The following is a 25,515-nucleotide window of genomic DNA, read 5'->3' on the forward strand; positions in this document are numbered from 1 at the left end:
CCATTCTACGGGCGCGCCGCGCTACTTCTGCCAGCCCCCGGGAGGCCCAACGATCAGCAGCACCGTCATGATGACGACCACCGCGGCCACGAACAGCACCACGAGAATCGCCGGATGCGTGAGGAACCACCGCAGCAGGCGCCGCACCCACGTCTGGTCGCGGGGGTCATCGGATGCCTCGCGGTGCCAGTCCCCGTCGAGCGCGCCGCGCCGATCCATGCTGATGTCGAACGGAATCGTCGCGTACGGAATGATCGCGGTGAACACGGCAAGCACGATGCGGCCGGTCTTCCAGCGCTGGTTCACGCCCACGAGCACCGCCGTCAGCGCATAGGTGATGAAGACGAGGCCGTGGATGGAGCCGCCGATGAGCACGGGAAGCGTGCCGAGATTCGCGACGTACTTCAGCAGCATCCCGACGATCAGCAGCGTCCACGTCACCGCCTCGGCGAACGCAAGGGTGCGATAGAAGAGGCGCGGGGAGAGGCGCGAAGTGGTGGGGGCGGCGGTCACAGAAGTAGTCACATCCTCATGCTCGCAAGACACGGATGTGCCCGGCATCGTCCAAAAGTTTGAACCCTGTGCGCGGTGCTGGTGCCGCCCTACGCTGGAGGCGACGGGGAGAGGGGCGAGGTGTTCGAGGTGAAATCGTGGCTCGGCCTGGTCGTAGTCTGCGTTGGCGCGATTGTGGCCGCCGTCGTGGTGGCATTCATCGTCACGGTCATTGTCGGTGCGATCGCCCGCCGCAAGGCGTGGGCACAGCGACTGGCCCGCCGCGGGCGCTGGCCGTTTCGCATTCTGCTGATCGACATCGCCCTGTGGATCGCGCTCACCGTCAGCATGCCGACGGCTTTTGCACGGGACTGGGCGCCTGTGGTCAATCACGTGATGCTCATCGCGACGATCGCATCCGGTGCGTGGTTCGCCACGGCCATGGTGATCTTCTTCGAGGACATCAGCCTGAACCGCTACCGTCTCGACGTGCCGAACAACGCGTACGCCAGACGCGTGCGCACGCAGGTGCTGCTCATCCGCCGGTTGACCGTGGTGGCCGCCGTGATAATGGCGGTCGGGGCCATTCTGCTGACGTTCCCCGGCGCGCAGGCGGCGGGCGCGAGCATCCTGGCCTCGGCGGGCATCATCAGCGTGGTCGCCGGTGTCGCGGCGCAGTCAACGCTGAGCAATGTGTTCGCCGGCATGCAGCTGGCCTTCAGCGGCTCCATTCGAGTCGACGACGTCGTGGTCGTCGAGCAGCAATGGGGCAAGATCGAGGAGATCACCCTCACCTACGTTGTGGTGCACATCTGGGACGACCGGCGCATGGTGCTGCCGTCGAGCTATTTCACAACCACCCCCTTCGAGAGCTGGACCCGTCAGCACAGCGAACTGCTGGGCGCCGTCGAGTTCGATCTCGACTGGCGCGTCACACCGGCGGAGATGCGCGAGGAACTGGCGCGGCTGCTGGAACGCACCGAGCTCTGGGACGGGCGCGTCGGTGTGCTTCAGGTGACGGATGCCGTCGGCGGCTTCGTGCGCGTGCGTGTGCTGGTGACGGCATCGGATGCTCCGACACTGTTCGATCTGCGCTGCTACGTGCGCGAGGGCTTGATCGCCTGGCTGCACCGATCGAGTGCGGAGTCGATTCCGCGCACGCGGGTGCAAATGGTCGAATCGGAAGAGGCGCTACCGCGCGAACCGCGGCGAAACGACGCGGATGCCGAGGGGCTGTTCAGCGGCAGCGCCGAGGCGGAGCAGCGGGCGACCCAGTTCACCGAGTCGATCCCCGTGGTCAAGCCGCAGGACGAATAGCGCGCGGACCGTCTCGACGGCTACGCGGCGACCGTGGCCTGGATGACGGAGGCGAAGAAGCGCAGGCCATCGACGCCGGAGCGCATCGCGGCATCCGTGTCGGGGCCGAAGCCGGGCTCGGTGGCGTGCTCGGGGTGCGGCATGAGGCCCACAACGTTGCCGCGCTCGTTGGTGACGCCGGCGATGTCGTTCAGCGAACCGTTGGGGTTGACGCCGAGGTAGCGGAATGCCACGCGGCCCTCGCCCTCGAGCCGTGCCAGCTCGTCGGCGGAGGCGACGAACCCACCCTCGCCGTTCTTCAACGGAATGGTGATCTCGTCGCCGGCCTCGAACGCGTTCGTCCACGCGGTCGAGGCGTTTTCGACGCGCAGCTTCTGGTCGCGGCGAATGAAGGTTCCATGGTCATTGCGAATCAGGCCGCCGGGCAGCAGGTGGGCCTCGGTGAGCATCTGGAAGCCGTTGCAGATGCCGAGAACCGGCATTCCATCGTTCGCTGCGTCGATGACCTCGGTCATGATCGGCGAGAGGCTCGCGATGGCGCCGCAGCGCAGGTAGTCGCCGTAGCTGAAGCCGCCGGGAAGAACGAGCGCGTCGACGCCCTCGAGGCTGTGCGAGCCGTGCCAGAGCGCAACCGGCTCGGCGTCGGCCAGGCGGATCGCCCGCAGCGCGTCGCGGTCGTCGAGCGAGCCGGGAAAGGTGACGACGCCGATGCGCATCAGGCGGATGCTTCCGCGCTCGCCCGCTCGACGACGTGAATGCCCACCACGTCTTCGATCACCGAGTTCGAGAGGATGTCGCGGGCGATCTGCTCGACGGCGGCGAGAGTCGCGGCATCCGCTGCGCCTTCGGTGGTGATCTCGAAGCGCTTGCCGACGCGAACGCCGAACTGGCCGTGCCCGGTGCGGGAGAGCGCCCCCGCGACGGCCTTGCCCTGGGGGTCGAGCAACTCGGCCTTGGGCATGACTTCTACAACGATGGTTGACACCGAAAATCTCGTCTCTGCGCGTCACAACGGGGGATGTTGACGATTCTACCGTCGTATGCAGTGCCGTGCTCGCCGCCGTGTTGCACCGTCGAAAACGACGGAGATTCATCCATATTGCGCTCGAAAGAAGTCGGGAGAGCCGCATTCGGCTCACATCTCCGTTGTTTTCGACGGGACAGAGAGGCGCGGATGATCGGGCACGCGTTGTGCGGCATCCGTTCATCGAGGCGTAACCCCCGCGTGTGGGGTGGTTACGCGACGGCTTCTAACGTGGCGTCACGGACGCACACGGCGCGCGTTCACCGGAAAGGCACACACCATGAGCACCGACGACGGAATTCTCCTGGCCGATGAGAGCACTGAGAACGATGAGCTGCGTGACTTCGATGAACTGAACGACCCCGGCGACGACGAGCTGAGCGACTTCGACGACGAGGAGATCGAGATCGAACTCGTCGTGCTCGACATGGCAGGCACCACCGTCATCGACGACGGCCTGGTCGAGCGCGCGTTCGAGGCCGCCGCCCGCGAGGCCGGTATCGCCGAGGACGGCGAGCAGTTGCAGACGGCGCTGCAATACGTGCGCGAGACCATGGGTCAGTCCAAGATCGAGGTGTTCCGTGCGCTCGCCGTCGACGAAGACCAGGCTCAGCACGCCAACGCCGCGTTCGAGACGGCATACGCCGACTTCATCGCCACGGACGGCGCCGAAGCCGTTGCCGGAGCCGAAGATGCGATTCGCCGACTGCGGGCGGCGGGCACCAAGGTGGTGCTCACCACCGGCTTCGCCCGCGAGACCCAGCAGGCGATCATCGCCTCGCTCGGCTGGGAAGACCTCGTCGACCTGGTTCTCAGCCCCTCGGATGCCGGCCGCGGCCGCCCGCACCCCGACCTGCCCCTGACCGCGCTTCTGCGCACCGGTACCAGCCAGGTGGGCGCGGTGGTGGTGGTCGGGGACACGGCATCCGACATCAAGAGCGGCCACGCCGCCGGCGCCGGCCTCGTTGTCGGCGTGCTCACGGGCGCGCACGACGAGGAGACGCTGACGGCGGCCGGCGCCGACGCCGTCATCGACAGCATCGCCGAGTTGCCGGAGTTGTTGGGCCTTGACTAGAACCGTCGCCACGCGGGTTCTCGCGCCGCCCCCTCGTCTCGGCAAGGGAGTGTCGGCGTTCCCGCTCGCCTCAGCCATGGTGTGGTCGGGCGCGGGGCATCCGCATGAAGCTGTAGCGGTGCCGGGCGTAAGGCTGGCACCGGGCGATGTGCTCGTGGAGGTCGAACTCACCACGGTGTGTGGCTCGGATGTGCACACCGTGGCCGGGCACCGGGCCGCGCCGACCCCTCTCGTGTTGGGGCACGAGCAGGTGGGTCGCGTGGTTGCGGTGGGGCGCGGCGGGGCACGCAGCGTGGAGGGCGTCAGGCTCGAGATCGGCACGCGCGTGGTGTGGTCGGTCGTGGTGGCGTGCGGGCGCTGCGCCCGCTGTCGGCGCGGGCTGGGACACACGTGCCTGAACCTGCAGAAATACGGTCATGAGCGGATGCGACGGGGCTGGGAGCTCTCCGGCGGTTTCGCCACGCATGTGCACGTGCTGGCAGGAACGGCGATAGTGATAGCCCCGGAGCACCTGCCCGCAGCCGTGCTCGCGCCCGCCTCGTGCGCGACGGCAACGGTCGCGGCCGTGCTGGAGGCGGCATCCGCGATAGTACCGATCGAGAACAGCGTTGTCGTGATTGCGGGGGCGGGCATGCTGGGGCTGACCGCCGCGGCGATGGCGAAGGATGCGGGGGCTCACGTCGTCGTGAGCGATCCCGACGAGGCACGCCGGAGGGGTGCGCTGGCGTTCGGGGCGGATGCGGTGGCCGATCCGCGCGCGGCGGCGACGCATCCGTCAAGCCTGGCCGCGGCCATCGCCGCCGCGGGCGGACGCGGGTCCGGCTGCACTATCGCGCTGGAACTCTCGGGGTCGGCGAGCGCCGTGCGCACGCTCGTCGATCTGGTGGATGTCGGCGGCGTCGTCATCTTTGCCGGCACCGTGTCGCCCGGGGCCGGGCTGCGCGTCGATCCCGAACACATCGTGCGCAGGCTGCTGACCATTCGTGGCGTGCACAACTACGCGCCACGGCACCTTGAGCAAGCGGTCGCCTACCTGGCCGGGGCGTGGCAGCGGTACCCGTTCGCGCAACAGGTCGCTCGTGTGCTGCCGCTGGAGGCGGTTGACGAGGCGCTCGCGCTCGCCGCGGTCTCGGGCCCGCGCATCGGGCTTTCGCCCACGCAACCGTGAGTTGAACGATGGTTGATTCTTCTGGTATATTCCTTACGGAATAATCTGGAAGGAGTAGATGATGTCGACGCAAGCGTTACTCACGCCGCTCGGCATCGCCGCGCTCGCGCTGCTCGTCGAGCGCTCCATGCATCCGTACGAGATGTACCAGTTGCTCATACAGCGACACGAGGACCGCGTCATCAAGGTGCGCCCCGGATCGCTCTATCACACGGTCGACCGGCTCGAACGGCACGGTCTGGTGCGCGCGCTCGGCACCGAACGCGAGGGCAACCGGCCCGAGCGCACCACCTATGAGATCACCGCGGCCGGCCAGCTCGCACTGGGCGAACGCGTCGCCGAGATGCTCTCGACGCCGGTCAACGAGTACCCGGAGTTTCCGCTGGCCATCGGCGAGGCCCACAACCTGCCGAAGAAGACCGTCATTGACCTTCTCGCGCGGCGACTTTCTCGGCTGCGCGCCGACGTCGACGCCCTCAACGCGGGCATCGAGCACATACGCGAGAAGAACGTCGAGCCCAAATATTGGGTCGACATCCGCTACCAGCAGGCCATGCTCAACGCCGAAATCGAGTGGATCGGCGACTTTACCGCCGAGCTCGAATCCGGCGCTGTCAGTTGGTAGGGGCATTCTTGTAGGCGCGCCTTGCGCCGCACCGGATGCCGCCCGCACACTCACCGCCCTTCACGTATTTTCCCCCGGCTTCACCGCCTGAAAGAAAGTCTTCGCATGAATAAAGTCACCCGTCCCTGGCCGGCGCTCTGGGCGCTCGTCATCGGATTCTTCATGATCATGATCGACTCGACCATCGTCTCGGTCGCCAATCCGAAGATCATGGAGGGGCTGAAGACCGACATCAATTCGGTCATCTGGGTCACCAGCGCCTATCTGCTCGCCTACGCCGTTCCGCTGCTCATCACCGGCCGTCTCGGCGACAGGTTTGGGCCGAAGAACGTGTACCTGATCGGGCTCGTCGTGTTCACCGCCGCATCCGCCTGGTGTGGATTCTCGGGCGACATCAGCATGCTCATTCTGGCCCGCGCGTTTCAGGGGCTCGGCGCAGCGCTCATGACGCCGCAGACCATGTCGGTGATCACTCGAACGTTTCCGCCCGATCGCCGCGGCGCTGCCATGGGCCTGTGGGGCTCGGTGGCCGGTGTGGCTACGTTGGTCGGACCGATTCTCGGCGGCGTGCTCGTCGACGGCTTCGGCTGGGAATGGATCTTCTTCGTCAACGTTCCCGTAGGCATCATCGCGTTCGTGCTGGCGTGGAGGCTCGTGCCCAAGCTGACGACTCACACGCACAGGTTCGACATTCTCGGCGTCATCCTGAGCGCGGTGGGAATGTTCCTGGTCGTGTTCGGCATTCAGGAGGGCGAGAACTACGACTGGGGCACCATCGTCGGGCCGATCTCGGTGTGGAGCCTCATCATCGCGGGAATCATCGTTCTGGCGGCCTTCGTCGTCTGGCAGCGCTTCAACAGGGCCGAGCCGCTGGTGCCGCTCAAACTGTTCCGCGATCGCAATTTCTCGCTCGCGAACGCCGGCATCACCATGGTGGGCTTCGTGATCACCAGCTTCTCGCTACCCCTCGTGTTCTTCTTCCAGATCGTGCGTGGCCTCACTCCAACCCAGTCGGCGCTCATGCTCGTGCCGATGGCGCTGCTCTCGGGCGGGCTCGCACCCCTGGTCGGCAAGATCATCGACCGCGTTCCGCCGCGCTACATCGCGGTCAGCGGCATGCTGCTGCTCGCCATCGCGCTGGCCTGGTACTCCACCATGCTCAGCCCCACCGTGCCGATCGGCATGCTGCTCTTGCCGAGCGCCGTTCTCGGCCTGGCGAACGCGGGAATCTGGTCACCGCTCTCCACGACGGCAACACACAACCTGCCGCCGCGGGACGCGGGTGCGGGTTCCGGCGTGTACAACATGACCCGCCAGGTGGGCGCGGTGCTGGGCAGTGCGGCCATCGCGGCCCTCATCCAGGCGCGCCTGACGGCTGAGCTGCCCAAGTCGCCCGGTGGAGTCTCGATGGACTCCTTCTCCAGCGGCGGCGCGTTGCCCGCGGCACTGCACCAGGGGTTCACGAATGCGATGGCCCAGTCGCTGCTGCTGCCCGCGGCAGTGGCCGTGATCGGCGCCGCGATAGTGGTCTTCTTCGCCAAGCCGAAGCGCGGCCAGGCGTGGGAGGGCACGGGCTCCGTACCCGCGCAGACGCCGTCAGCGGCCCGCACCCGATAGCGCCGTTCGCCTTTCCCTGGTCGCGGTTGCCGACCGTCGCCTTAGAGTGCGGCGGCCAACTCCGGGGTTGTCACGCGGATGAGGTTGGCCCACGGGTCGTCAAAGCTGACCGCCTTGCCGTCGTGGCGGGTCTCGACGCCGTAGTGCGACATCCGCTCGGTCAGCGCGCCGAGTTCGTCGCTCGACGGAACGAGAATGTCCACCTGACCGAGCCCCAGTGTGCGCGCACGGCGGCCGGCGCCCGCGCTGTTCCAGGTGTTCATGGCCATGTGGTGGTGGTAGCCGCCCGCGCTCACGAAGAGCGCCGAGCCGCCAAGAGCGGCCGTCGTCTCGAAACCGAGTCGGTTCACGTAGAACTCGCGGGCGGATGCCACGTCTCCAACCGAAAGGTGAACGTGGCCAACGCTCGCGTCGCCGAGCGCGGGCGACTCCACGCCCTCCGGCGTGAGGTTCTCGGCGAGAAACGCGTTCGGGTCGAGGTAGAGCGTCGACATCTCGACCTGGCCGTGCGCCCAGCTCCATTGGCTGCGATCGCGGTCCCAGTACAGCTCGACACCGTTGCCCTCGGGGTCGGTGAAGTAGAAGGCCTTGCTCACGAGGTGGTCGGAGCTGCCCGTGAAGGTGCCGGGGGCCTTGTTCGCCACCGAGTAGACGGCGGCCGCGAGTGCGGCCTCACTGTCGAACACGATGGCCGTGTGGAACAGGCCAGCGTCGCGCGGGGCCGCGTGCTTGAGCTCGGGGGCGTGCTGCAGAATCACCACGGGCGTTGTTCCGCGCCCGAGTACCGCGCTGGCGGCATCCTGTGCCAGAAGTGTGAGGGTGACGCCGTCGCGGTAGTAGGCGATCATGTCGTCGAGGTCGGCAACGCGCAGGGTGACGGCGCCCATGGTGGTGTCGGGGGCGAGAAGTTCGGTCATGTCGTTAAGAACACCGATGCGTATGCATATATTTCATGCGTGACCGTGCGCGCGGTTCAGTCTCGCCGAGCGTGGCTTAGTCGCGCGTGAGACGTTCGAGCAGCTCGCGGTAGCGTGCGGTCGTTTGTTCGATGATGTTCGCGGGCAGTTCCGGTGGAACGCCGGACTGGTCCCAGTGCGCCGCCAGCCAGTCGCGCACGATCTGTTTATCGAAGCTGGCCATGCGCTCATCGGGGGTCGCGCCGTTCGCCCAGGCGTCGGCATCCCAGTACCGGCTGGAGTCGCTCGTGAGCACCTCGTCGCCGAGAGTGATCGCGCGCGAGACCCGATCGGCGCCGAACTCGAACTTCGTGTCGGCCAGAATCAGCCCGCGCGATTCCGCGAGAGCGGATGCCTGACGGTAGATCTCGAGAGAGAGGTCGCGCAGCTGCGCCGCGACCTCCGCGCCGACGATCTCGACGGTGCGCTCGAAGGAGATGTTCTCGTCGTGCTGGCCGAGCGGGGCCTTCCACGCGGGAGTGAAAATGGGCTCAGGCAGACGGTCGCCGTTGCCGAGGCCGGCGGGCAGCGGCACGCCGCACACGCTCTGCGACGCCTGGTATTCGGCCCATCCGCTGCCCGTCAGGTAGCCGCGCACCACGCATTCGATGGGGTACATGTCGAGGGGGCGCACCAGCATGGAGCGGCCGGCGACGGCATCCGGAATCTCTTCGATGGTCGTGTCGCCGACGAGCCGGTGGTCGGCGATGAGGTGGTTGCGCACGCCGGCGAGGCGGTCGAACCACCACAGGCTGAGCGTGGTGAGTAGCTCGCCCTTGCCGGGGATGCCCGGCTCGAGCACGTGATCGAAGGCGCTGACGCGGTCGCTGGCGACCACGAGAACGGCGGGGGTGTTCTCGAGACCGGATACCCCCTCCGGCACATACAGGTCACGCACCTTTCCCGAGTACACGGGAATCCAGCCGGGCAGCGCAGCAGAGTCGGTCACGGCTCCCATGATATTCGGCTCGGGGACCGGGCACGGCTGGCGTCGGATAGATTCGTTGCACGAGACCACAAATGGATGGGCGGGCGGCATGGCGGGCGAACTGAACTGGGCGGGCAACTACGAGTACCGGGCAGGCGCGGCCGAGCATCCGGCAACCCTCGATCAGGTGCGTGACGCCGTCGTCGGCGCACGAAAGGTGCGCACGCTGGGCACCCGGCACAGTTTCAATGCGGTAGCCGACGCGGATGCCGGTGGCACGCTCGTCGCGCTGCACGCGTTGCCGCCGCGCATTGATGTCGATGAGACCGCGCGCACCGTGACGGTCGGCGGCGGCCAGCGTTACGGCGACGTCGCCATCGCCCTGCAGGCGCAGGGCTGGGCCCTGCACAACCTGGCCTCCCTGCCGCACATCTCGGTGGCCGGCGCCATCGCGACCGGAACGCACGGTTCCGGCGATGGCAATGGCAATCTCGCCAGCGCCGTCGCCGCGCTCGAGATTCTGCGTTCCGACGGCGAGCTCGTCACGCTGCGCCGTGGCGACGCGGACTTCGCCGGTGCGGTCGTCAGCCTTGGGGTGCTCGGCGTTGTCACGAGCGTGACCCTCGACATTCAGCCGACATTCGAGGTCGAGCAGCGCATCTTCCAGAATCTGCCCTGGGATCAGGCACTCGCCAACTTCGACGCGATCACCTCCAGCGCATACAGCGTGAGCCTGTTCACCGATTGGCGCGACGACGTGAGCCAAGTCTGGCTGAAACAGCGGGCGGATGCGACGGGCCGCCTCGACGCGGTGAGCGAGCTGTTCGGCGCGCGGCGGGCATCCGAACCGGTGCACATGCTGCCCACGATGTCGCCGGTGAACTGCACGCAGCAACTGGGCGTCGCGGGACCGTGGCACGAGCGGCTGCCGCATTTTCGACTGGAGTTCACGCCGAGTAACGGGGCGGAGATCCAGTCAGAGTATCTCGTGCCCCGCGTGCACGCCGTTGCCGCGATCGAGGCGCTGCGCTCGATCGGGGAGCACATTGCGCCCGTGCTGCAGATCACCGAGATTCGCACGATGGCCGCGGACGACCTCTGGCTGAGCGAGGCGAGCGGGCGCGACACGGTGGGGCTGCACTTCACCTGGCTGCGCGAGCAGCAGGCCGTGGAGGCGGCGCTCGTGCACATCGAGGCGGCGCTGGCGCCGTTCGACGCGCGGCCGCACTGGGGCAAGGTGTTCCTCAACGCCGACGGTCGCGTCGCGTCGCTGTACCCGCGGATGCCCGAGTTCGTCGCGCTCGCGGAGCGCTACGATCCCCGCGGCGCCTTCCGCAACGCGTTCCTCGAGAGGCACGTCTTCGGGTAACTGCGCGGTGGGTTTCGAGACGCTCCTTCGTCGCTCCTCAACCTGCAGAAGTTCCGCTGGTTGAGGAGCGGTCGACGAAGGAGGCCTCGTCTCGAAACCTGCGCGCTACGCCACTCCGCCAGCGATGTCCGTGCGAAACTGGGCGCCCTCGAGGCGGATGTGGCCCATGGCCTCATAGGCACGCGAGCGCGCCTCAGCGAACGTGGTTCCGACCGCCACGACACTCAGCACGCGCCCGCCCGTGGCGAGGAGCGCGCCGGTAGACGGGTCCAGCGCCGTCGCCGCGTGGGCGATGTGCACGCCCTCGACTGCGGCAGCAGCATCCAGCCCGGTGATCTCGCGGCCGGTGACCGGGGCATCCGGATAATTCTCGCTGGCGAGCACGACCGTCACCGCCACATCCATCGCGAATTCGGGGCGGGGCATTCCCGCGAGTGAGCCTGTCGCAGCCCCGAACAGCAGCATCGAGAGCGGGGTCACGAGCCGGGGCAGCACCACCTGCGTCTCGGGGTCGCCGAAGCGGGCGTTGAATTCGATCACCCGGATGCCCGCCGGCGTCACAATCAGCCCGCAGTACAGCAGCCCGATGAAGGGCGTCTGTTCCGCGGCCAGCTGACGCACCGTCGGCAGCGCGACGGTCTCGATGACCTCGTCCACAAAGCCGTCGGGCAACCAGGGCAGCGGCGAGTACGCGCCCATGCCGCCCGTGTTGGGCCCGGCATCGCCGTCGCCGAGCCGCTTGTAGTCCTGGGCGGGCGCCAGCGGCAACACGGTGTGGCCGTCGCTGACGAGAAAGAGCGAGACCTCGGGGCCGTCGAGGAATTCTTCGACGAGCACGCTGCCATGGACCAGCCAGTGTTCGGCGTGCGCGGCGGCGGCGGCACGGTCGTCGGTGACGAGCACGCCCTTGCCTGCGGCGAGGCCGTCGGCCTTCACCACGTACGGCGCACCGAAGGTGTCGAGTGCGTCTTCGGCGTCGGCCAGCGTGTCGGCGCGCACGGCGCGACCGGTGGGCACGCCCGCCTCGTCCATGATGCGCTTGGCGAAGGCCTTCGAGCCCTCGAGTTGCGCGGCCGCCTGCCCGGGCCCGAATACGGGGATGCCCCGCGTGCGCAGTGCGTCGGCGACGCCGGCGACAAGCGGGGCCTCCGGCCCTATCACGACCAGTTCGATGTTGTTCTCGAACGCGTAGTTGGTGACGTCCTCCGGCGAATTCGCGTCGAGCGACACGACCGGCACGTCGGCGGCGATGCCCGCGTTGCCGGGCGCTGCGATGATCTCGTGGCCGGCATCCTCGGCGAGCAGGGCGGTGACGATGGCGTGCTCGCGGGCACCGGAACCGAGAACCAGAATCTTCACGCCCCCAGCCTAAAGGTCGCGCAGACTTTGGCAGACTGGGGTCATGGCCAGGGCGAGAATTGCGGATGCCGCAGGCGAGGCATCCGTGCGGGGCGCCCTCGCGGGCAGCGCGGAGGCGCCCGCCTCCCGCGACACGACAGCGATGGCGGTGCGGTACCTGCTGCAACTGCTCGCCGAGCAGGCCGAGGGCAACACGGTCGAGGTGCGCATTCCGCCGTTCGGCGCCGTGCAGTGCATTCCCGGGCCCCGGCACACGCGGGGCACCCCGCCGAATGTGATCGAGACGGATGCCGCCACGTGGCTCGCGCTCGCGACCGGGGCAGTTTCGTGGGACGAGGCCGTGGCATCCGGAGCGGTGCACGCCTCGGGCCAGCGCGCCGACCTCACCGCCTACCTCCCTGTCCTGACCACCGGATGGCCGCATTCAGCTTGATGCGCGACAATGGCGGTATGCAGAACAACGAGACGGTCACGCCCGACACCGTGACCGTGCGGCGGGCGCCGCGCTACGGCCGATTCATGATCGTGGGCGTGGTCGTCTTTGCGATCGTGGCGTTCATTCTCACCTACTCGTTTCCGCAGCAGCAGAACGCCGGCTACGGCCGTCTGCAGGTGTTCGGTTTCATGCTGCTGGTCGCCATCGTCGTCGGCGTAGCAGTGGGCGGCGTTGTGGCGCTGCTCGTCGATCGGGCGGCAACGCGCAGGGCGCGCACCGTGATCGTCGATAGAGTGGATGCGCACGAGGTCGTCGGTGAATCCGTCGAGTCGGATGCGACATCCGGCGCCTAAGAATCCCTCCATCATCACTCCCAGATCAGTAGCAGTACCGAACAGTTAAGGGGTACCCGGTTTGGCCGGTGGCGACGGTCTTCTCAGTCACGATCTTCTGCCCGGGGAGAAGAGTCCGCAGGACGCCTGCGGAGTCTTCGGCGTGTGGGCTCCCGGCGAGGAGGTGGCCAAGCTCAGCTATTTCGGGCTGTATGCGCTGCAGCATCGCGGCCAGGAGTCGGCGGGCATCGCCACGAGCGACGGCACGAAGATTCTCATCTACAAAGACATGGGCCTCGTCTCGCAGGTCTTCAACGAGAACGCGCTCAACACGCTGGTGGGCCACATTGCCGTCGGTCACGCGCGGTATTCGACGACGGGGTCATCCAGCTGGCAGAACGCCCAGCCCACGCTCGGCCGCACCGCCAGCGGCACCGTTGCCCTGGGGCACAACGGCAACCTCACCAACACGCACGAACTGCTGCGCCTCGTTCACGAGCGCTACCCCGCGCTCGACGGCGAGCTCTCGCGCGGCAACACGACAGACACCGCCGTGGTGACGGCGCTGCTCACCGGCGACCTCGACCACACGCTCGAGGCCACCGCCATGGAGGTGCTGCCGCGCCTGCGCGGTGCGTACTGCCTCGTGTTCATGGACGAGACCACGCTGTATGCGGCGCGTGACCCGCAGGGGGTGCGCCCGCTGGTGCTGGGGCGGCTCGAGCGAGGGTGGGTCGTCGCATCCGAGACCGCGGCGCTCGACATCGTCGGCGCATCCTTCGTGCGTGAGGTGGAGCCCGGCGAATTCATCGCCATCGACGAGAACGGCCTGCGTTCGCAGCGTTTCGCCGAGGAGAAGCGCGCCGGATGCGTGTTCGAGTACGTCTATCTGGCCCGGCCCGACACCACCATCGCCGGCCGTGGCGTGCACGAGGCTCGCGTCGAGATGGGGCGGCAGCTGGCCGCCGAGCACCCGGTGGAGGCCGACCTGGTCATCCCGACCCCGGAATCCGGTACCCCCGCGGCCATCGGTTACGCGCAAGCGTCGGGCATCCCGTTCGGTCAGGGGCTCGTTAAGAACTCGTACGTCGGCCGCACCTTCATCCAGCCGTCGCAGACCATCCGTCAACGCGGCATCAAGCTCAAGCTGAACCCCCTCAAAGAGGTCATCAAGGGCAAGCGTCTCATCGTGGTGGACGACTCGATCGTGCGCGGCAACACCCAGCGCGCGCTCGTGTCGATGCTGCGCGAGGCCGGCGCCGCCGAGGTGCACGTGCGCATCTCGAGCCCGCCCATCACCTGGCCGTGCTTCTACGGCATCGACTTCGCCTCGCGCGCCGAGCTCATCGCCACCGGCCTCGGCGTCGACGAGGTGCGTCAGGCGATCGGCGCGGACTCACTCGGTTACCTCTCCGAAGACGGCATGATCGCCTCGACCGAACAGCCGCGCTCAGAGTTGTGCACGGCCTGCTTCACGGGCAAATACCCGATTCCGCTGCCGGATGCCCACCTCATGGGCAAGAATCTGCTCGAGCGCGACCCGGCGGATGCTGCTGCCGGATCGGACGCCGCGCTCGGCGCCCAGGCCGGTGGCCGCGACCCGGGCCCCGATGCCGAGCTCGAGCCGGTGCTCGACGCGACCACGATGCGCGAGCGCGCCTTCGCCCAATCGGGCCTGCTGCCGCTCGGAGACCCCGGCCGCCAGGAGTAGCGCGACTCTGCTGGTTGAGGAGCGACGAAGGAGCGTCTCGAAACCAGCCCGCGCCACGCTGGTTTCGAGACGGGCGCTCCTTCGTCGGGCCCTCCTCAACCGGCGTAACTTTCTCGCTAATGCGTGTGCTGCTGCAGGAAGGTGACCGTCTCGTTCAGCGCGGTGTGTGCATCCTCGAACTTCTTCAGGTGGAACTGATACTCGTGCGGCAGCGACGGCTCGTGGTCGGCCGGCCAGAAGAGCTCGGTGACGTCGACCCCCGCCTGCTGCAGCGCGTGGCTCATCGGCACGGACTGCAGCCAGGTGAGCCCGTCGCCGTTGCCGCCGCTGATAAACGTGGGCGGAAAGTCCTTGGTGACGAAGTTCATGGTCGACATGGTGTTGCCGGCGTAGGTCTCCGACCAGTTCTTGGTGCCCGTGTAGCCCCACAGCGAGATCTTGAATCCCCAGCCCACGATGCCGGTCAGAGCGGCCATGTTGTCCATGTTGTAGACGCCGCAGTTGAGGATCGTGCCGGCGAGCTGCGAGCTCGTCAGCGCGGGCGTGATTCCCAGCAGATTGGCGTAGTCGGGGTTGACCGTGAGTGTGGCCAGCTGGCTGGCCAGCTGCGCCCCGGCCGAGTCGCCCGCGAGCACGATCTGCGTGGGGTCGACGTTCAGTTCGTCGGCATGCTCGTTGATGTAGCGCAGCGCCTCGTTGAGCTGGTTCACCGCGGTGGGGTAGGTGGCATTGGGCCCCACCGTGTAGTTGACGCCGATCGTCGTGTAATTGTGCGAGGCGAGAATGCGCAGATACGGGTCGACGTTCTCCTTGGAGCCGGAGATCCAGGCGCCGCCGTGGATCCACACGATGGTGGGCAGTGGTGTGGTCGCGGAGGCGGGCGTGTACGCATCCAACGTGGTGTCTGCGCCATCCGTGCCGTAGCTCACATCGCTGTGCGTGGTGAGCTTGGTGTCGGGAACGTACGGCTCCATCTCCTCCTGGGTCGCCTTGCCGCCGGCCTCGAACACCGAGCGAATAAGAAGAGCGGATGGCCACGGGGTCGCTCCCGTGACCAGCGAAATGGCGATACAGACCGCCACAACCGTGATCACGATGCGGATTCTGCGGCCCGTGCGTCGCGAGACGGTGAATGCGTTGCCCCAGCGAGGCGGTCGTGCAACGGCCATGTCTACCCCCAGTCGACACCAGTGTGGCAGAAGATGGCTCGCGACGGTGCGGCAGTTGGCCCGGTACTCTGGAGCAGTGACCGAGAGCAGCTCTTCTTACCGCGAGGCCGGCGTCGACACGGCCGCCGGCGACCTGGCCGTCGAACTCATGAAGGCCGCGGTCTCCCGCACACACGGGCCTGAGGTGCGCGGCGGCGTCGGCGGATTCGCCGGGTTGTTCGACGCATCCGCCCTCAAGTCCTTCGACAAGCCGCTGCTGGCCACCTCCACCGACGGCGTCGGCACCAAGGTGGCCATCGCGCAGGCCATCGACAAGCACGACACGATCGGGCAAGATCTGGTGGGCATGGTCGTCGACGACATCGTGGTGGTGGGCGCGAAGCCGCTGTTCATGACTGACTACATCGCCTGCGGCAAGGTCGTACCCGAGCGCATCGCCGCCATCGTGGAGGGCATCGCGCGCGCCTGTGCCGCCACCGGCACGGCGCTGGTCGGCGGCGAGACCGCCGAACACCCCGGCCTGCTCGGTCCCGACGACTACGACGTCGCCGGCGCGGCCGTCGGCGCCGTCGAGGCGGATGCCGTGCTCGGCGCCGATCGTGTGCGTGACGGCGATGTGGTGCTCGCGCTGGCATCCTCGGGTTTGCATTCCAACGGATATTCGCTTGTGCGACACATCCTGGCCGCCCGCGGAATCGGCTTCACCGACACCTCGGCCGAGCTCGGCGGACTCGTCGGCGAGGCGCTGCTCGAACCGACGCGGCTGTACACGACACCGCTGCTGAACGTGCTTGCGGATGCCGCGCTGAACGCATCCGTGCATTCGCTCTCGCACGTGACAGGCGGGGGTATCGCGGCAAACCTCGCCCGGGTGCTGCCGCTCGGTTCCTGGGTCGAGGTGGAGCGCTCCACGTGGTCGCCGCTGCCGGTTTTCCGCGCGCTCAGCGACATGGCCGGCACCACGCTCGAGAGCTCCGAGGGCACCTGGAACCTCGGCGTCGGCATGTTCGCCGTTGTCGCCGCGGATGCCGCGCCCGCCGTGACAGCGCGCCTCGCGCTCGACGGTATCCCGGCCTGGCAGGCCGGAGTCGTCTCGACCTCGGCGCGCGATCTTGCCGGCTTCGAACAGGGTGCCAAGGGCGTCGACGGGGGCGCCGTGCGTCTGGTCGGCAGCTACGCCGCCTGAGTTCTCTTCCGCACCGGCCCGACCGGGCCCACACGACTGGCACACTTGTTCCATGACTTCTTCCGCAACGGACGACTCGGTGCGAAATGGTGCGCCGGCGGTCATTTCCGTCAGTCGCGACGACCGTCATGGCTTCAGCAAGCCCGTCGTCGACGAGATAGTCCTGGTGGCCGGGCTCGGGGTGCAGGGAGATGCGCATTACGGGGCGACCGTGCAGCACCGTTCCCGCGTGGCCAGGGATCCGAGCCAGCCCAATCTGCGGCAGGTGCACCTTATTCAGGCCGAGGTCTTCGACGAGGTGCGTACCAAGGGGTTCGAGGTGCTGCCGGGGCAGATGGGTGAGAACGTGACAACCCGGGGGCTGAACCTTCTGGAGTTGCCGCGCGGCAGCATCCTGCACCTCGGCACGGAGGCAACCGTGGAGGTCACCGGCCTGCGCAACCCCTGCTCGCAGATCAATGATTTTCAGCCGCGGCTGCTCAATGAGATGGTCGGGGTCGACGACGCCGGTGCCGTCGTGCGCAAGGCTGGCGTCATGGGCATCGTGCTGCAGGGCGGTCGGGTGCGGGCGGGCGACACGGTCGTCGTCGAACTGCCTGACGGCCCGCGTATCCCGCTCGACCGCGTGTGACGCTCGACCGGAAGTTTTGCGACAGACCGGAAGAATCGAAGGATGCTTCCGGTCTGTCGCAAAACTTCCGCTCTGGGGTAAACGCGGTGTGCGCAGCTCGCGCCGGTGACAAATGTCACGGCAGGATGCTGACGCACGGCATCCGCACGCGGGCCTGCGTCTCGGCACGATAAGAGTGTGAATCAAACAGCTGTCATCCAACTCTCAGGGCTGAAGAAGAACTTCGGCCAACTCACCGCGGTCGACGGCGTCGACCTGACCATCAAGGCGGGTGAGGTCGTGGCGCTGCTCGGCCCCAACGGCGCCGGCAAGTCGACCACCATCGACCTGGCCCTCGGCCTGGCCCGGCCCACCGCGGGCGAGGCCCGCCTCTTCGGCGCCGACCCGCGCGAGGCCATCCAGTCGGGCCGCGTCGGTGCGATGCTGCAGGGCGGCGCGCTACTACCCGAGATGACCGTCTCGCAGGCCGTCGCGCTCGTCGCGAGCGTGCACAGGCATCCGCTCAGCGTCGAGGAGGCGCTCGAACGAGCCCGCTGCAGCGAGATAGCGAAGCAGCGGGTGAGCAAGCTCTCGGGCGGGCAGATGCAGCGGGCACGCTTCGCGGTCGCCGTCGTCTCCAACCCCGATCTGCTCATTCTGGACGAGCCCACCGCCGCGATGGATGTGGAGGCACGTCGCGTCTTCTGGCAGTCGATGCAGGAGTTCACCTCCGAGGGCCGCACCGTGGTCTTCGCCACGCACTACCTCGACGAGGCCGACACCTACGCCGACCGCATCGTGATGCTCAGCGCCGGCCGCGTGGTGGCCGACGGCACGCCCAACGAGGTGAAGGCGGTGGTCTCGGGCCGTCGCATCCGCGCCAGCTTCGACTTCGCGTGGAGCCCCGTCGTCGAGGCCGAGCTCGCCCAGCTGCCCGGCGTCACGAGCGTCGAACACCGCGGCGAGCAGCTCACGATAGTCAGCGACCAGTCGGATGCCACGCTGCGGCTCCTGCTCGCCGCTCACGACGACATTCACGACATCGAGGTCACCGCACACAACATGGACGACGCGTTTCTCGCCCTCACCGAAGCATCACGTATGGGAGTAGAAGCATGAGTATCGCTTATATCGGCCTCGAATCTGCCCGGCAGTTGCGCAACGCGCGCGGCCTCATCTTCACCTTCGCCATTCCCCTCGTGATGCTCTTGATCTTCGGCAGCGCGTACGGCTCCGGCGGCGCCATGGACAAGACCACGGGGCTGCCCTGGGTGGTCGTGACGACAATTCAGATGGCCGGTTACGGCGGCATGATGGCCGCGCTCGGGCAGGCCTTCAACATCGTCACCGAGCGCTCGCTCGGCTGGAACCGGCAGCTGCGCATCACGCCCCTGAGCGGATTCGGCTACATGGTGTCGAAGATCGTCTCGGCGCTCGCGGTCTCGCTCGTGTCGATAGTGCTGCTCATCACGGTTTCGGTTCTTGTGCTCGGCGCGAACCTCTCGTTCGCAGGCTGGGCAATGGCAGCGCTGGGGCTCTGGGGCGGCGTCATTCCGTTCGCCCTCATCGCCGTGCTGATAGGCCAGTTCGCCAAACCGCAGTTCGCGCAGCCGCTCTTCACGGTCGTTTTCTTCGGCATGGCGATAGTCGGTGGGCTGTGGATTCCGTTGCAGATCATGCCGGACTGGGTGTCGAATGTGGCGCAGGTGGTTCCGTCGTACTGGCTGAACAGACTGGGCCAGATGGGTGCGAGCCTGGGCGGCGACATCCTGGAGCCCCTACTGGTGCTGCTGGCCTGGACCGTTGTGCTTTCCGTATTCATCGTCTGGCGGTACAAGCGCGATGCCGCACGCAGCTGACACGGCCGACCGGTGGGGCGTCGCAGACGGCGACGCCCCCCCGCCCGGCGATACAGTGAACGACATGGATGCGATCGCCAGGCACCCGCAATCGAGCACGACACCACGCACCGCCCCCTGGCGGTCGTGGTGGTCGCGCGCGTGGGCCAGCGCGCGCAACCGCAACGCTCGCGGCTGGTACTTCGGGGCGTGCTTCGGCCTGATCTATCAGGTGATCATGGTGATCAGCATCTGGACCTCCATGACCACCCTGAGCCAGCAGCTGCTCGCGACCGTCTTGCTCGTGCCGTTCTACGCGGGATTTCTGCTGCTCCCGCCGATGAACTGGGGCGAGCGCCGCAGCATCCGCCTCACGGTCGTCGGCCTGTACTGGGCATACACCCTGCTGTTCTTCCCCCTGCTCGGCGCGGACACGTTCTGGCTGTGGATTCTGGTGGGGGCGGTCGCGACGACCCTCTGCGAGGAATTCCCGGTCGTGGTCACGGTGATAGCCGTTCTCGTTGCCGTGCCGCTGCTTTACGGTTTCGTCACCGACTTCATCGACTCGACCTTCATCGCCGCGCCGATCATCTTCTCCGTTGCGGCGATGATGTACGGCATCAACGTGCAGATCAAAAGCCTGCGCGAACTCAAGCAGGCGCAGGGCGAGATGGCTCGGTTGGCCGTTGTGGAGGAGCGGGCCCGCTTCTCCCGCGACATGCACGACATTCTCGGCCATTCGCTCACCGTGGTGACGGTGAAGTCCGAACTGGCCCGCCGGCTCGTCACGCTCGACCCGGCCCGGGCCGAAGAAGAGATCGCCGACATCGAGCGGCTCACGAGGGCGGCGCTTGCCGATCTGCGCTCCGCGGTGACCGGATACCGCGAGTTGAGCCTCTCCACGGAACTGGCCGTGGCACAAGCCTCGCTTGCCTCCGCCAACATTCAGGCGCACCTGCCGCAGAGCGCTGAGACCGCGGCACCCGATCTACGCGAGGTCTTCGGGTGGGTGCTGCGCGAGGGGGTCACCAACGTCATACGGCATTCGGGAGCCAAGAACTGCTGGGTCGAGTTGACGCGCAGCACGATGGAGGTTTCGGATGACGGTCGCGGGCTTCCCCCCGCCGGCTCAACGCGCTCAGGTGCCTGGGAGGGTGAGGATTGCGCCGGCAACGGTCTGCAGGGGCTGCTGGAGCGCGCGGCCGCCGCCGGCGCACGGGTGAGCACGGGTGCGAGCGCCCACGGCGGCGCGCGACTGCTGGTCGAACGGGCCGGCGAAGCCGCCGTGGACCGGTCGGGCGAGCGGGCGAACGCGTGAGCGAGACGATACGGCTGCTGCTCGCCGACGACCAGGCCCTCGTGCGGGGCGCCCTCGCGGCGCTGCTCGATCTGGAGGCCGACCTCGAGGTCGTCGCTCAGGTGGGGCGGGGCGACGAGGTGCTGGATGCCGTCGTGCAGTCGGGCGCCCAGGTGGCGCTGCTCGACGTGGAGATGCCGGGGCTCGATGGCCTGAGCGTTGCCTCGCTCCTGCGTGAGCATGCTCCGCAGTGCCGCTCCCTGATCGTGACCACCTTCGGGCGCCCCGGCTATCTGCGCCGCGCGATGGAGGCGGGTGCGAGCGGTTTCGTCGTGAAGGACACGCCGTCGAGCCAGCTGGCGGATGCGGTGCGTCGCGTCGCATCCGGTCTGCGGGTGGTGGATCCGGCGCTGGCGGCCGAATCGCTGGCATCCGGAAGCTCACCGCTGACCCAGCGCGAGACCGAGGCGCTGCTCGTTGCGAGGCGCGGCGGCTCCATCACCGACATCGCGCGCGAACTGCACCTCTCGCAGGGCACTGTGCGCAACCATCTCTCCAGCGCCATCGGCAAGACCGGGGCGCGCAACCGCTCGGATGCCGCGGCCATCGCCGCCGAGAACGGCTGGCTGCTCTAAGCGCGAGCCCCCGCTTATTCGACCGGGCGAAGCCGAAGCTCCTGCATGCCGCCGTCCACCGCGAGACTCGTGCCGGTCGTCGACCGATTATGCGGGCTCGCCAGGTACGCGATGGCCTCGGCGATCTCCTGCGGGGCGACGAGTCTTCCGTGTGGCTGGCGCGCAGCAAGCGCGGTGCGTTCAGCGGCGGGGTCTGCCGCCGAATCGAGCAGCCGCCCCACCCACGGCGTGTCAGCGGTGCCGGGATTGACGCAATTCACCCGGATGCCCTCGCGGAGGTGATCCGCCGCCATCGCCCTGGTCAGTGACAGCACGGCGCCCTTCGAGGCGCTGTACGCGGCGCGCAGCGGCAATCCCGCCGTTGCGGCGATCGAGCAGGTGTTGACTATCGCGGCGGAGGCCGACCGGCGAAGATGCGGCAGCGCCGCACGGCTGACCCGAGCGATGCCGACGACGTTAATGTTGAGCACGCGCATCCACTCGTCGTCGCTCGTGTCGGCGACGCTGCCCTGTGCGCCGATGCCCGCGTTGTTCACGACGATGTCGATGCCGCCGAAGCGTTCGACCACGGCCTCGACGCCCGCGCGCACGGATGCGTCGTTCGCGACATCCGCCTCGACGGCGAATGCCGCCGGGTTCGCGCCGTCTATGCGCAGGTCGAAGACGGCAACATTGGCGCCGCCCTCAAGCAGCCGCTCAACGACCGCGGCGCCGATGCCCGCGGCACCGCCCGTGACTATCGCGGTGAGTCCGTCGAATTCCATGCTGTGCCCCTTATGCCTGACGGAAGAGCTGGCGCTGGCGGCCGAGCCCTTCGATCTCGATCTCGACGACGTCTCCGGCCTTCAGGTACGGGAAGCGGCCCGAGAGCGCGACCCCCTCGGGCGTGCCGGTGAGCACGACGTCGCCGGGCTCGAGCGCGAGAAACTGGCTGAGGTGCCAGATGATGTGGTCGATGCCGAACACCAGGTCGGCGGTCGTCGAGTCCTGGCGCGGTTCACCGTTGACCCAGCTGCGCAGACGCAGGTTGCCCGCGTCTACCTCGTCGGGCGTGACCAGCCACGGTCCGAGTGGGCTGAAGCCGGGCGATGACTTTCCCTTGGACCACTGGCCTCCCGAGAGCTCGAGCTGAAACTCGCGTTCCGAAAGGTCGTTGGCCACGAGATAGCCGGCGATGTGCTGTGCCGCGTCAGCAGGCGAGTCCAGGTAGAGCGCCCGCTTGCCGATGACGACGCCGAGCTCCACCTCCCAGTCGGTTTTGAGGCTCTTGCGCGGAATGTCGACGTCATCGTTCGGGCCGCCGACGGTGTTCGGCGTCTTGAGAAACATGATCGGGATCTCCGGGGGCAGCGATCCGGACTCGGCGGCGTGCGCGGCGTAGTTCATGCCGATGCACACGATCGCGCTCGGTCGGGCGACGGGGGAGCCGATGCGCATGGTGGAGGCGCCCGGCAGCTCGGGCAGGGTGCCGGCATCCGCTGCGTCGCGAATTCGTGCGAGAGCACCGGATGCGAGAGCGTCGCCGTCGATCTCGTTCACGATGCCCCTCACGTCGAGGTATCGCTCCCCGTCGATCAGAACCGGGGTCTCGTTACCGACATCACCGAGTCGGGCAATCTTCATGCGCGCATTCCTCTTCGATAGCAATTCTCGACAGACATGGGATGTCTATTCTGCGTATTACCGTAGTTGACCGTGGAAGTCACCGCAACTGGCCATATTGGTGGGATGACTGCGGGTCAACTAGGATCACCGCATGGCAGTCACGGAAGAAGCTATCTCCACGATCAAGGCCATGATCGTGGCGGGTGAACTCAAGCCGGGTGACCGGCTTCCGCCCGAGAAGGAGCTCAGCGAGCGCCTCGGCGTCTCCCGTAACTCGTTGCGCGAGGCGGTCAAATCGCTTGAATTCATCCATGTGCTTGATGTGCGTCGCGGCGACGGCACCTTCGTCACCAGTCTGGAACCGCGCCAACTGCTCGAAGCCATGTCGTTCGTGGTGGATCTGCACCGTGATCGTTCGGTGCTTGAGATCTTCGAGGTGCGGCGCGTGCTCGAGCCGCACGCCGCAGGGGTGGCCGCCCGGCTCATCAGCGATTCGGAGCTCGATGCACTCGCCGCATCGCTCGCATCCGTTGACGAATCGACCGATGTGGATCGCATGGTCGCGCACGATCTCGAATTTCACCGGATCATCTCGAACGCGAGCGGCAATGCCTACCTCTCGAGCCTGCTCGACAGTATGTCGGGCTCCACGACGCGGGCGCGCATCTGGCGCGGCATCACCCAGAATGAGTCCGTCGGCCGCACCCTGTCGGAGCATGCGTCGATTCTCAAGGCGCTGCGCGAGCACGACGTTGAGATGACGCGTGCCGCACTCGTGGTGCACATCGGCGGCATCGAGTCGTGGCTGCGAGCGGCGGTCGAGGCATGAGCCTGCTGGTTGCTGTGCCCGACGCCGCCATGCTCAAACGGCTGGGCCCGTTGCCCGCGGGTGTCGAATCGACGGTGTGGGCGCTCGGTTCCGATCCCGTCGACGACCGCTTCGACCTTCTCGTGCTGCCGTACATGATTCCCGCACGCGCCCTCGCCGGTCTTGCCGGGCAGGCCGCCACCGTCGTGCAGGGCCAGATGCTCGGATTCGACGGCGTCGCAGACAACCTTCCTCCCGGCCACATCTACTGCAATGCCGTCGAGGTGCACGAGGCAGCAACGGCAGAGCTCGTGCTCGCCCTCATCCTTGCCGCGCAACGCGGCATTCCCGACTTCGTGCACGCAGCGGATGGCGGGGCCTGGGCTCATGCGCGCTACCCCGGCCTGGCGATGCAGCGGGTGCTGCTGCTCGGCGTGGGCGGCGTCGGCCGCCAGACGGCGCAGCGGCTGGAGCCCTTCGACGTGGACCTCGTGCGCGTCGCGCGAACCGCGCGCCGGGACGAGTTCGGTGAGGTGCACGGCTGGAGCGAGCTCGAGGCCCTCCTGCCCACGGCGGACATCGTGGTGCTCGCGGTGCCGCTGAACGATTCCACCCGGGGACTTGTCGACGACGCGTTTCTCGGCGCCATGAAGCATGACGCGCTCCTGGTCAACGTTGCGCGAGGCCCGGTGGTCGATACGGATGCGCTCACGCGAGCGGTGGCGAGTCGGCGGGTGCGGGCGGCGGTCGACGTGACCGATCCCGAACCGCTGCCCGCGGGGCATCCGCTCTGGAAACTGCCGGGGGCGCTCATCAGCCCGCACGTCGGCGGCGATGTGGCGTCAATGAGCCGCCGAATGGATCGACTGGTGCGCGAGCAGATCGCGCTGTTGCTCGCGGGCGAGCAGCCCAGGAACGTCGTCGTGCGCAGCTGACGCTCGCGCATAGCGTTCGCTGAGTACCGCGAGATGCCTCACGAGTTCGCGCGGCTCGGTGACGCGGAAGTCGAGCCCGAGCATGCCGATATAGACGGCGATGATCTCGAAGCTGTCGGCACCGGTCACCAGCACGCAGCTGTTCTCATTGATGGATTCCACCACGCCGACCGTGGCATTGATGCGACGCAGCACCTCCTCAGCCGGCGCGAAGACGGTGATGCGGGCGTGCACCTTCCACCCCGTGGAGGCGACGTCGCGAAGCACGAAGCTCGTATAGTCGCCGCCGGGCAGTGGCACGGCATCGAAGCCGCGATGCGTGCGCATACGCGGCTTTGTCCAATCGACGCGGAAGGTCGACCAGGCGCCCGAGTTGACATCCCTGCCGACCAGATACCAGCGCCGCAGCCAGTTCACGAGCCGGTACGGCTCGATGAGGTGCTCCCTGCCCTCGATCAGCTCGGATGCGATGGGTACGGATTCCCACGGTGTCGGCGTGCTTTCCGTGGCCCGGTACTCGAAGCGAAACCACTCGCGGTCCCGGATCGCCGTTGCTATCTGGGCGAGTGTCGCGGCATCCACTTCGGGATCGTCGACGTTGCTGCCGTTATTCTCCGGTGCTTCTGATGTCGCATCGTGGATTGCCGCCACCTGTCGACGCAGGCGGTGCGGCAGTACCTGTTCCAGCTTGGCCAGTGCCCGCGCGCTGCTTTCCCGGATGCCGCTGACACCGGTTCCGGTACGCAACCCGATCGCCACGGCCACCGCTTCTTCATCGTCGAGGAGCAACGGCGGAAGCGTGGCTCCAGCGCCGAGCGTGTAGTAGCCGGCCGAGCCACGCGTGGCGTCGACGGGGTACCCGAGCGTGCGCAGCCGATCGATGTCGTTGCGAATCGTGCGCGGGCTCACGCCGAGCCGATCGGCCAGTTGGGAACCGGGCCAGGCCGGTCGGGATTGCAGAAGCGAGAGCAGGGCGAGCAGGCGCGCGGACGTATCGAGCATGATGAAAAGATTCTCGCACAT

27 protein-coding genes are annotated in these 25,515 nt (G+C 67.5%); 17 read left to right on the plus strand and 10 right to left on the minus strand.

The genetic code is table 11. The annotated features are described in order from the left end of the window. Positions 1–21 precede the first annotated feature (21 nt). Complete coding sequence (locus tag ASC63_RS06015) at positions 22–525, minus strand: DUF3817 domain-containing protein (protein WP_235491927.1); 504 nt, start codon at positions 523–525, stop codon at positions 22–24. A 108-nt stretch (positions 526–633) separates the two neighbouring features. Between ASC63_RS06015 and ASC63_RS06020 the strand changes: the two genes are divergently transcribed. Continuing rightward, positions 634–1,809 carry a mechanosensitive ion channel family protein gene (locus ASC63_RS06020; protein WP_082487296.1) on the plus strand — a complete coding sequence of 392 codons (1,176 nt, stop codon included), beginning with the start codon at positions 634–636 and terminating at the stop codon, positions 1,807–1,809. A 20-nt stretch (positions 1,810–1,829) separates the two neighbouring features. Here the strand turns inward: ASC63_RS06020 and purQ are convergent, their stop codons facing one another. Together purQ and ASC63_RS06030 are read right to left on the minus strand one after the other, a co-directional pair. Then, the gene (gene purQ, locus ASC63_RS06025; RefSeq protein ID WP_055810801.1) at positions 1,830–2,525 is read right to left on the minus strand and encodes a phosphoribosylformylglycinamidine synthase subunit PurQ; all 696 of its coding nucleotides are present in this window, start codon (positions 2,523–2,525) and stop codon (positions 1,830–1,832) included. Next, a complete protein-coding gene (locus tag ASC63_RS06030) occupies positions 2,525–2,794 on the minus strand; it encodes a phosphoribosylformylglycinamidine synthase subunit PurS (protein ID WP_055810803.1) in 270 nt (89 codons plus the stop codon). The genes purQ and ASC63_RS06030 overlap by 1 nt, the downstream gene beginning before the upstream one ends. 319 nt (positions 2,795–3,113) lie before the next feature. On the opposite strand from ASC63_RS06030, the gene ASC63_RS06035 reads away from it, so the two are divergent. From ASC63_RS06035 to ASC63_RS06050, 4 genes are all read left to right on the plus strand, one after another. Beyond that, entirely contained in the window at positions 3,114–3,908 is a 795-nt protein-coding gene (locus ASC63_RS06035) for a phosphonatase-like hydrolase (RefSeq protein WP_082487297.1), read from the plus strand. Then, a complete protein-coding gene (locus ASC63_RS06040) occupies positions 3,901–5,076 on the plus strand; it encodes an alcohol dehydrogenase catalytic domain-containing protein (RefSeq protein WP_055810805.1) in 1,176 nt (391 codons plus the stop codon). Before ASC63_RS06035 ends, ASC63_RS06040 begins: the two co-directional genes overlap by 8 nt. Before the next feature lie 61 nt (positions 5,077–5,137). Next, on the plus strand, positions 5,138–5,701 hold the full coding sequence (locus ASC63_RS06045) for a PadR family transcriptional regulator (RefSeq protein WP_055810807.1): 564 nt from the start codon (positions 5,138–5,140) through the stop codon (positions 5,699–5,701). A 105-nt stretch (positions 5,702–5,806) separates the two neighbouring features. After that, positions 5,807–7,318, plus strand: a complete 1,512-nt coding sequence (locus tag ASC63_RS06050; protein ID WP_055810809.1) for a DHA2 family efflux MFS transporter permease subunit — start codon at positions 5,807–5,809, stop codon at positions 7,316–7,318. A gap of 41 nt (positions 7,319–7,359) precedes the next feature. Here the strand turns inward: ASC63_RS06050 and ASC63_RS06055 are convergent, their stop codons facing one another. Continuing rightward, positions 7,360–8,235, minus strand: a complete 876-nt coding sequence (locus ASC63_RS06055) for a VOC family protein (protein ID WP_055810811.1) — start codon at positions 8,233–8,235, stop codon at positions 7,360–7,362. 76 nt (positions 8,236–8,311) lie between these two features. Then, positions 8,312–9,232 (minus strand): phosphoribosylaminoimidazolesuccinocarboxamide synthase, encoded by a 921-nt coding sequence (locus ASC63_RS06060; protein ID WP_055810813.1) that lies wholly within the window; start codon positions 9,230–9,232, stop codon positions 8,312–8,314. 79 nt (positions 9,233–9,311) lie between these two features. Here ASC63_RS06060 and ASC63_RS06065 point away from each other — a divergent pair, with 79 nt between their 5' ends. Continuing rightward, the gene (locus tag ASC63_RS06065) at positions 9,312–10,571 is read left to right on the plus strand and encodes a D-arabinono-1,4-lactone oxidase (protein WP_055810815.1); all 1,260 of its coding nucleotides are present in this window, start codon (positions 9,312–9,314) and stop codon (positions 10,569–10,571) included. Between the two features lie 105 nt (positions 10,572–10,676). Here ASC63_RS06065 and purD read toward each other — a convergent pair whose 3' ends face one another. Next, a complete protein-coding gene (purD, locus tag ASC63_RS06070) occupies positions 10,677–11,930 on the minus strand; it encodes a phosphoribosylamine--glycine ligase (protein ID WP_055810817.1) in 1,254 nt (417 codons plus the stop codon). 43 nt (positions 11,931–11,973) lie between these two features. Here purD and ASC63_RS06075 point away from each other — a divergent pair, with 43 nt between their 5' ends. The 3 genes from ASC63_RS06075 (at position 11,974) to purF (ending at position 14,409) form a co-directional block, all read left to right on the plus strand. After that, entirely contained in the window at positions 11,974–12,363 is a 390-nt protein-coding gene (locus tag ASC63_RS06075) for a sterol carrier family protein (protein WP_055810819.1), read from the plus strand. Between the two features lie 17 nt (positions 12,364–12,380). Further along, positions 12,381–12,719, plus strand: a complete 339-nt coding sequence (locus ASC63_RS06080) for a potassium transporter Trk (protein ID WP_157487593.1) — start codon at positions 12,381–12,383, stop codon at positions 12,717–12,719. 61 nt (positions 12,720–12,780) lie between these two features. Further along, positions 12,781–14,409 carry an amidophosphoribosyltransferase gene (purF, locus tag ASC63_RS06085; protein WP_082487299.1) on the plus strand — a complete coding sequence of 543 codons (1,629 nt, stop codon included), beginning with the start codon at positions 12,781–12,783 and terminating at the stop codon, positions 14,407–14,409. A 116-nt stretch (positions 14,410–14,525) separates the two neighbouring features. Here the strand turns inward: purF and ASC63_RS06090 are convergent, their stop codons facing one another. Next, positions 14,526–15,578, minus strand: a complete 1,053-nt coding sequence (locus ASC63_RS06090; protein WP_055810822.1) for an alpha/beta hydrolase — start codon at positions 15,576–15,578, stop codon at positions 14,526–14,528. 76 nt (positions 15,579–15,654) lie between these two features. On the opposite strand from ASC63_RS06090, the gene purM reads away from it, so the two are divergent. The 6 genes from purM (at position 15,655) to ASC63_RS06120 (ending at position 21,144) form a co-directional block, all read left to right on the plus strand. Then, positions 15,655–16,764, plus strand: a complete 1,110-nt coding sequence (purM, locus tag ASC63_RS06095) for a phosphoribosylformylglycinamidine cyclo-ligase (protein WP_055810824.1) — start codon at positions 15,655–15,657, stop codon at positions 16,762–16,764. Positions 16,765–16,816: 52 nt separating this feature from the next. Then, entirely contained in the window at positions 16,817–17,395 is a 579-nt protein-coding gene (locus ASC63_RS06100; protein ID WP_055810827.1) for an MOSC domain-containing protein, read from the plus strand. A gap of 177 nt (positions 17,396–17,572) precedes the next feature. Next, on the plus strand, positions 17,573–18,493 hold the full coding sequence (locus tag ASC63_RS06105; RefSeq protein ID WP_055810829.1) for an ABC transporter ATP-binding protein: 921 nt from the start codon (positions 17,573–17,575) through the stop codon (positions 18,491–18,493). After that, on the plus strand, positions 18,490–19,233 hold the full coding sequence (locus tag ASC63_RS06110; protein WP_055810831.1) for an ABC transporter permease: 744 nt from the start codon (positions 18,490–18,492) through the stop codon (positions 19,231–19,233). The genes ASC63_RS06105 and ASC63_RS06110 overlap by 4 nt, the downstream gene beginning before the upstream one ends. A gap of 64 nt (positions 19,234–19,297) precedes the next feature. Further along, on the plus strand, positions 19,298–20,530 hold the full coding sequence (locus ASC63_RS06115; RefSeq protein WP_055810832.1) for a sensor histidine kinase: 1,233 nt from the start codon (positions 19,298–19,300) through the stop codon (positions 20,528–20,530). Continuing rightward, positions 20,527–21,144: a response regulator transcription factor gene (locus ASC63_RS06120; RefSeq protein WP_055810835.1), complete on the plus strand. Its 618-nt coding sequence runs from the start codon at positions 20,527–20,529 to the stop codon at positions 21,142–21,144. Before ASC63_RS06115 ends, ASC63_RS06120 begins: the two co-directional genes overlap by 4 nt. Before the next feature lie 14 nt (positions 21,145–21,158). Here ASC63_RS06120 and ASC63_RS06125 read toward each other — a convergent pair whose 3' ends face one another. Continuing rightward, positions 21,159–21,908: an SDR family NAD(P)-dependent oxidoreductase gene (locus ASC63_RS06125; protein ID WP_055810836.1), complete on the minus strand. Its 750-nt coding sequence runs from the start codon at positions 21,906–21,908 to the stop codon at positions 21,159–21,161. 10 nt (positions 21,909–21,918) lie between these two features. Beyond that, positions 21,919–22,767 (minus strand): fumarylacetoacetate hydrolase family protein, encoded by an 849-nt coding sequence (locus ASC63_RS06130; RefSeq protein WP_055810838.1) that lies wholly within the window; start codon positions 22,765–22,767, stop codon positions 21,919–21,921. Positions 22,768–22,900: 133 nt separating this feature from the next. On the opposite strand from ASC63_RS06130, the gene ASC63_RS06135 reads away from it, so the two are divergent. Both ASC63_RS06135 and ASC63_RS06140 read left to right on the plus strand, forming a co-directional pair. Then, entirely contained in the window at positions 22,901–23,578 is a 678-nt protein-coding gene (locus tag ASC63_RS06135) for a FadR/GntR family transcriptional regulator (protein ID WP_055810840.1), read from the plus strand. Further along, complete coding sequence (locus ASC63_RS06140; RefSeq protein ID WP_055810842.1) at positions 23,575–24,492, plus strand: NAD(P)-dependent oxidoreductase; 918 nt, start codon at positions 23,575–23,577, stop codon at positions 24,490–24,492. Before ASC63_RS06135 ends, ASC63_RS06140 begins: the two co-directional genes overlap by 4 nt. Here ASC63_RS06140 and ASC63_RS06145 read toward each other — a convergent pair. Beyond that, positions 24,400–25,494 (minus strand): helix-turn-helix transcriptional regulator, encoded by a 1,095-nt coding sequence (locus tag ASC63_RS06145; RefSeq protein WP_055815032.1) that lies wholly within the window; start codon positions 25,492–25,494, stop codon positions 24,400–24,402. The genes ASC63_RS06140 and ASC63_RS06145 overlap by 93 nt on opposite strands. Between the last annotated feature and the right edge of the window lie 21 nt (positions 25,495–25,515).

The organism is Leifsonia sp. Root112D2 (assembly GCF_001424905.1).
GTDB lineage: Bacteria > Actinomycetota > Actinomycetes > Actinomycetales > Microbacteriaceae > Root112D2.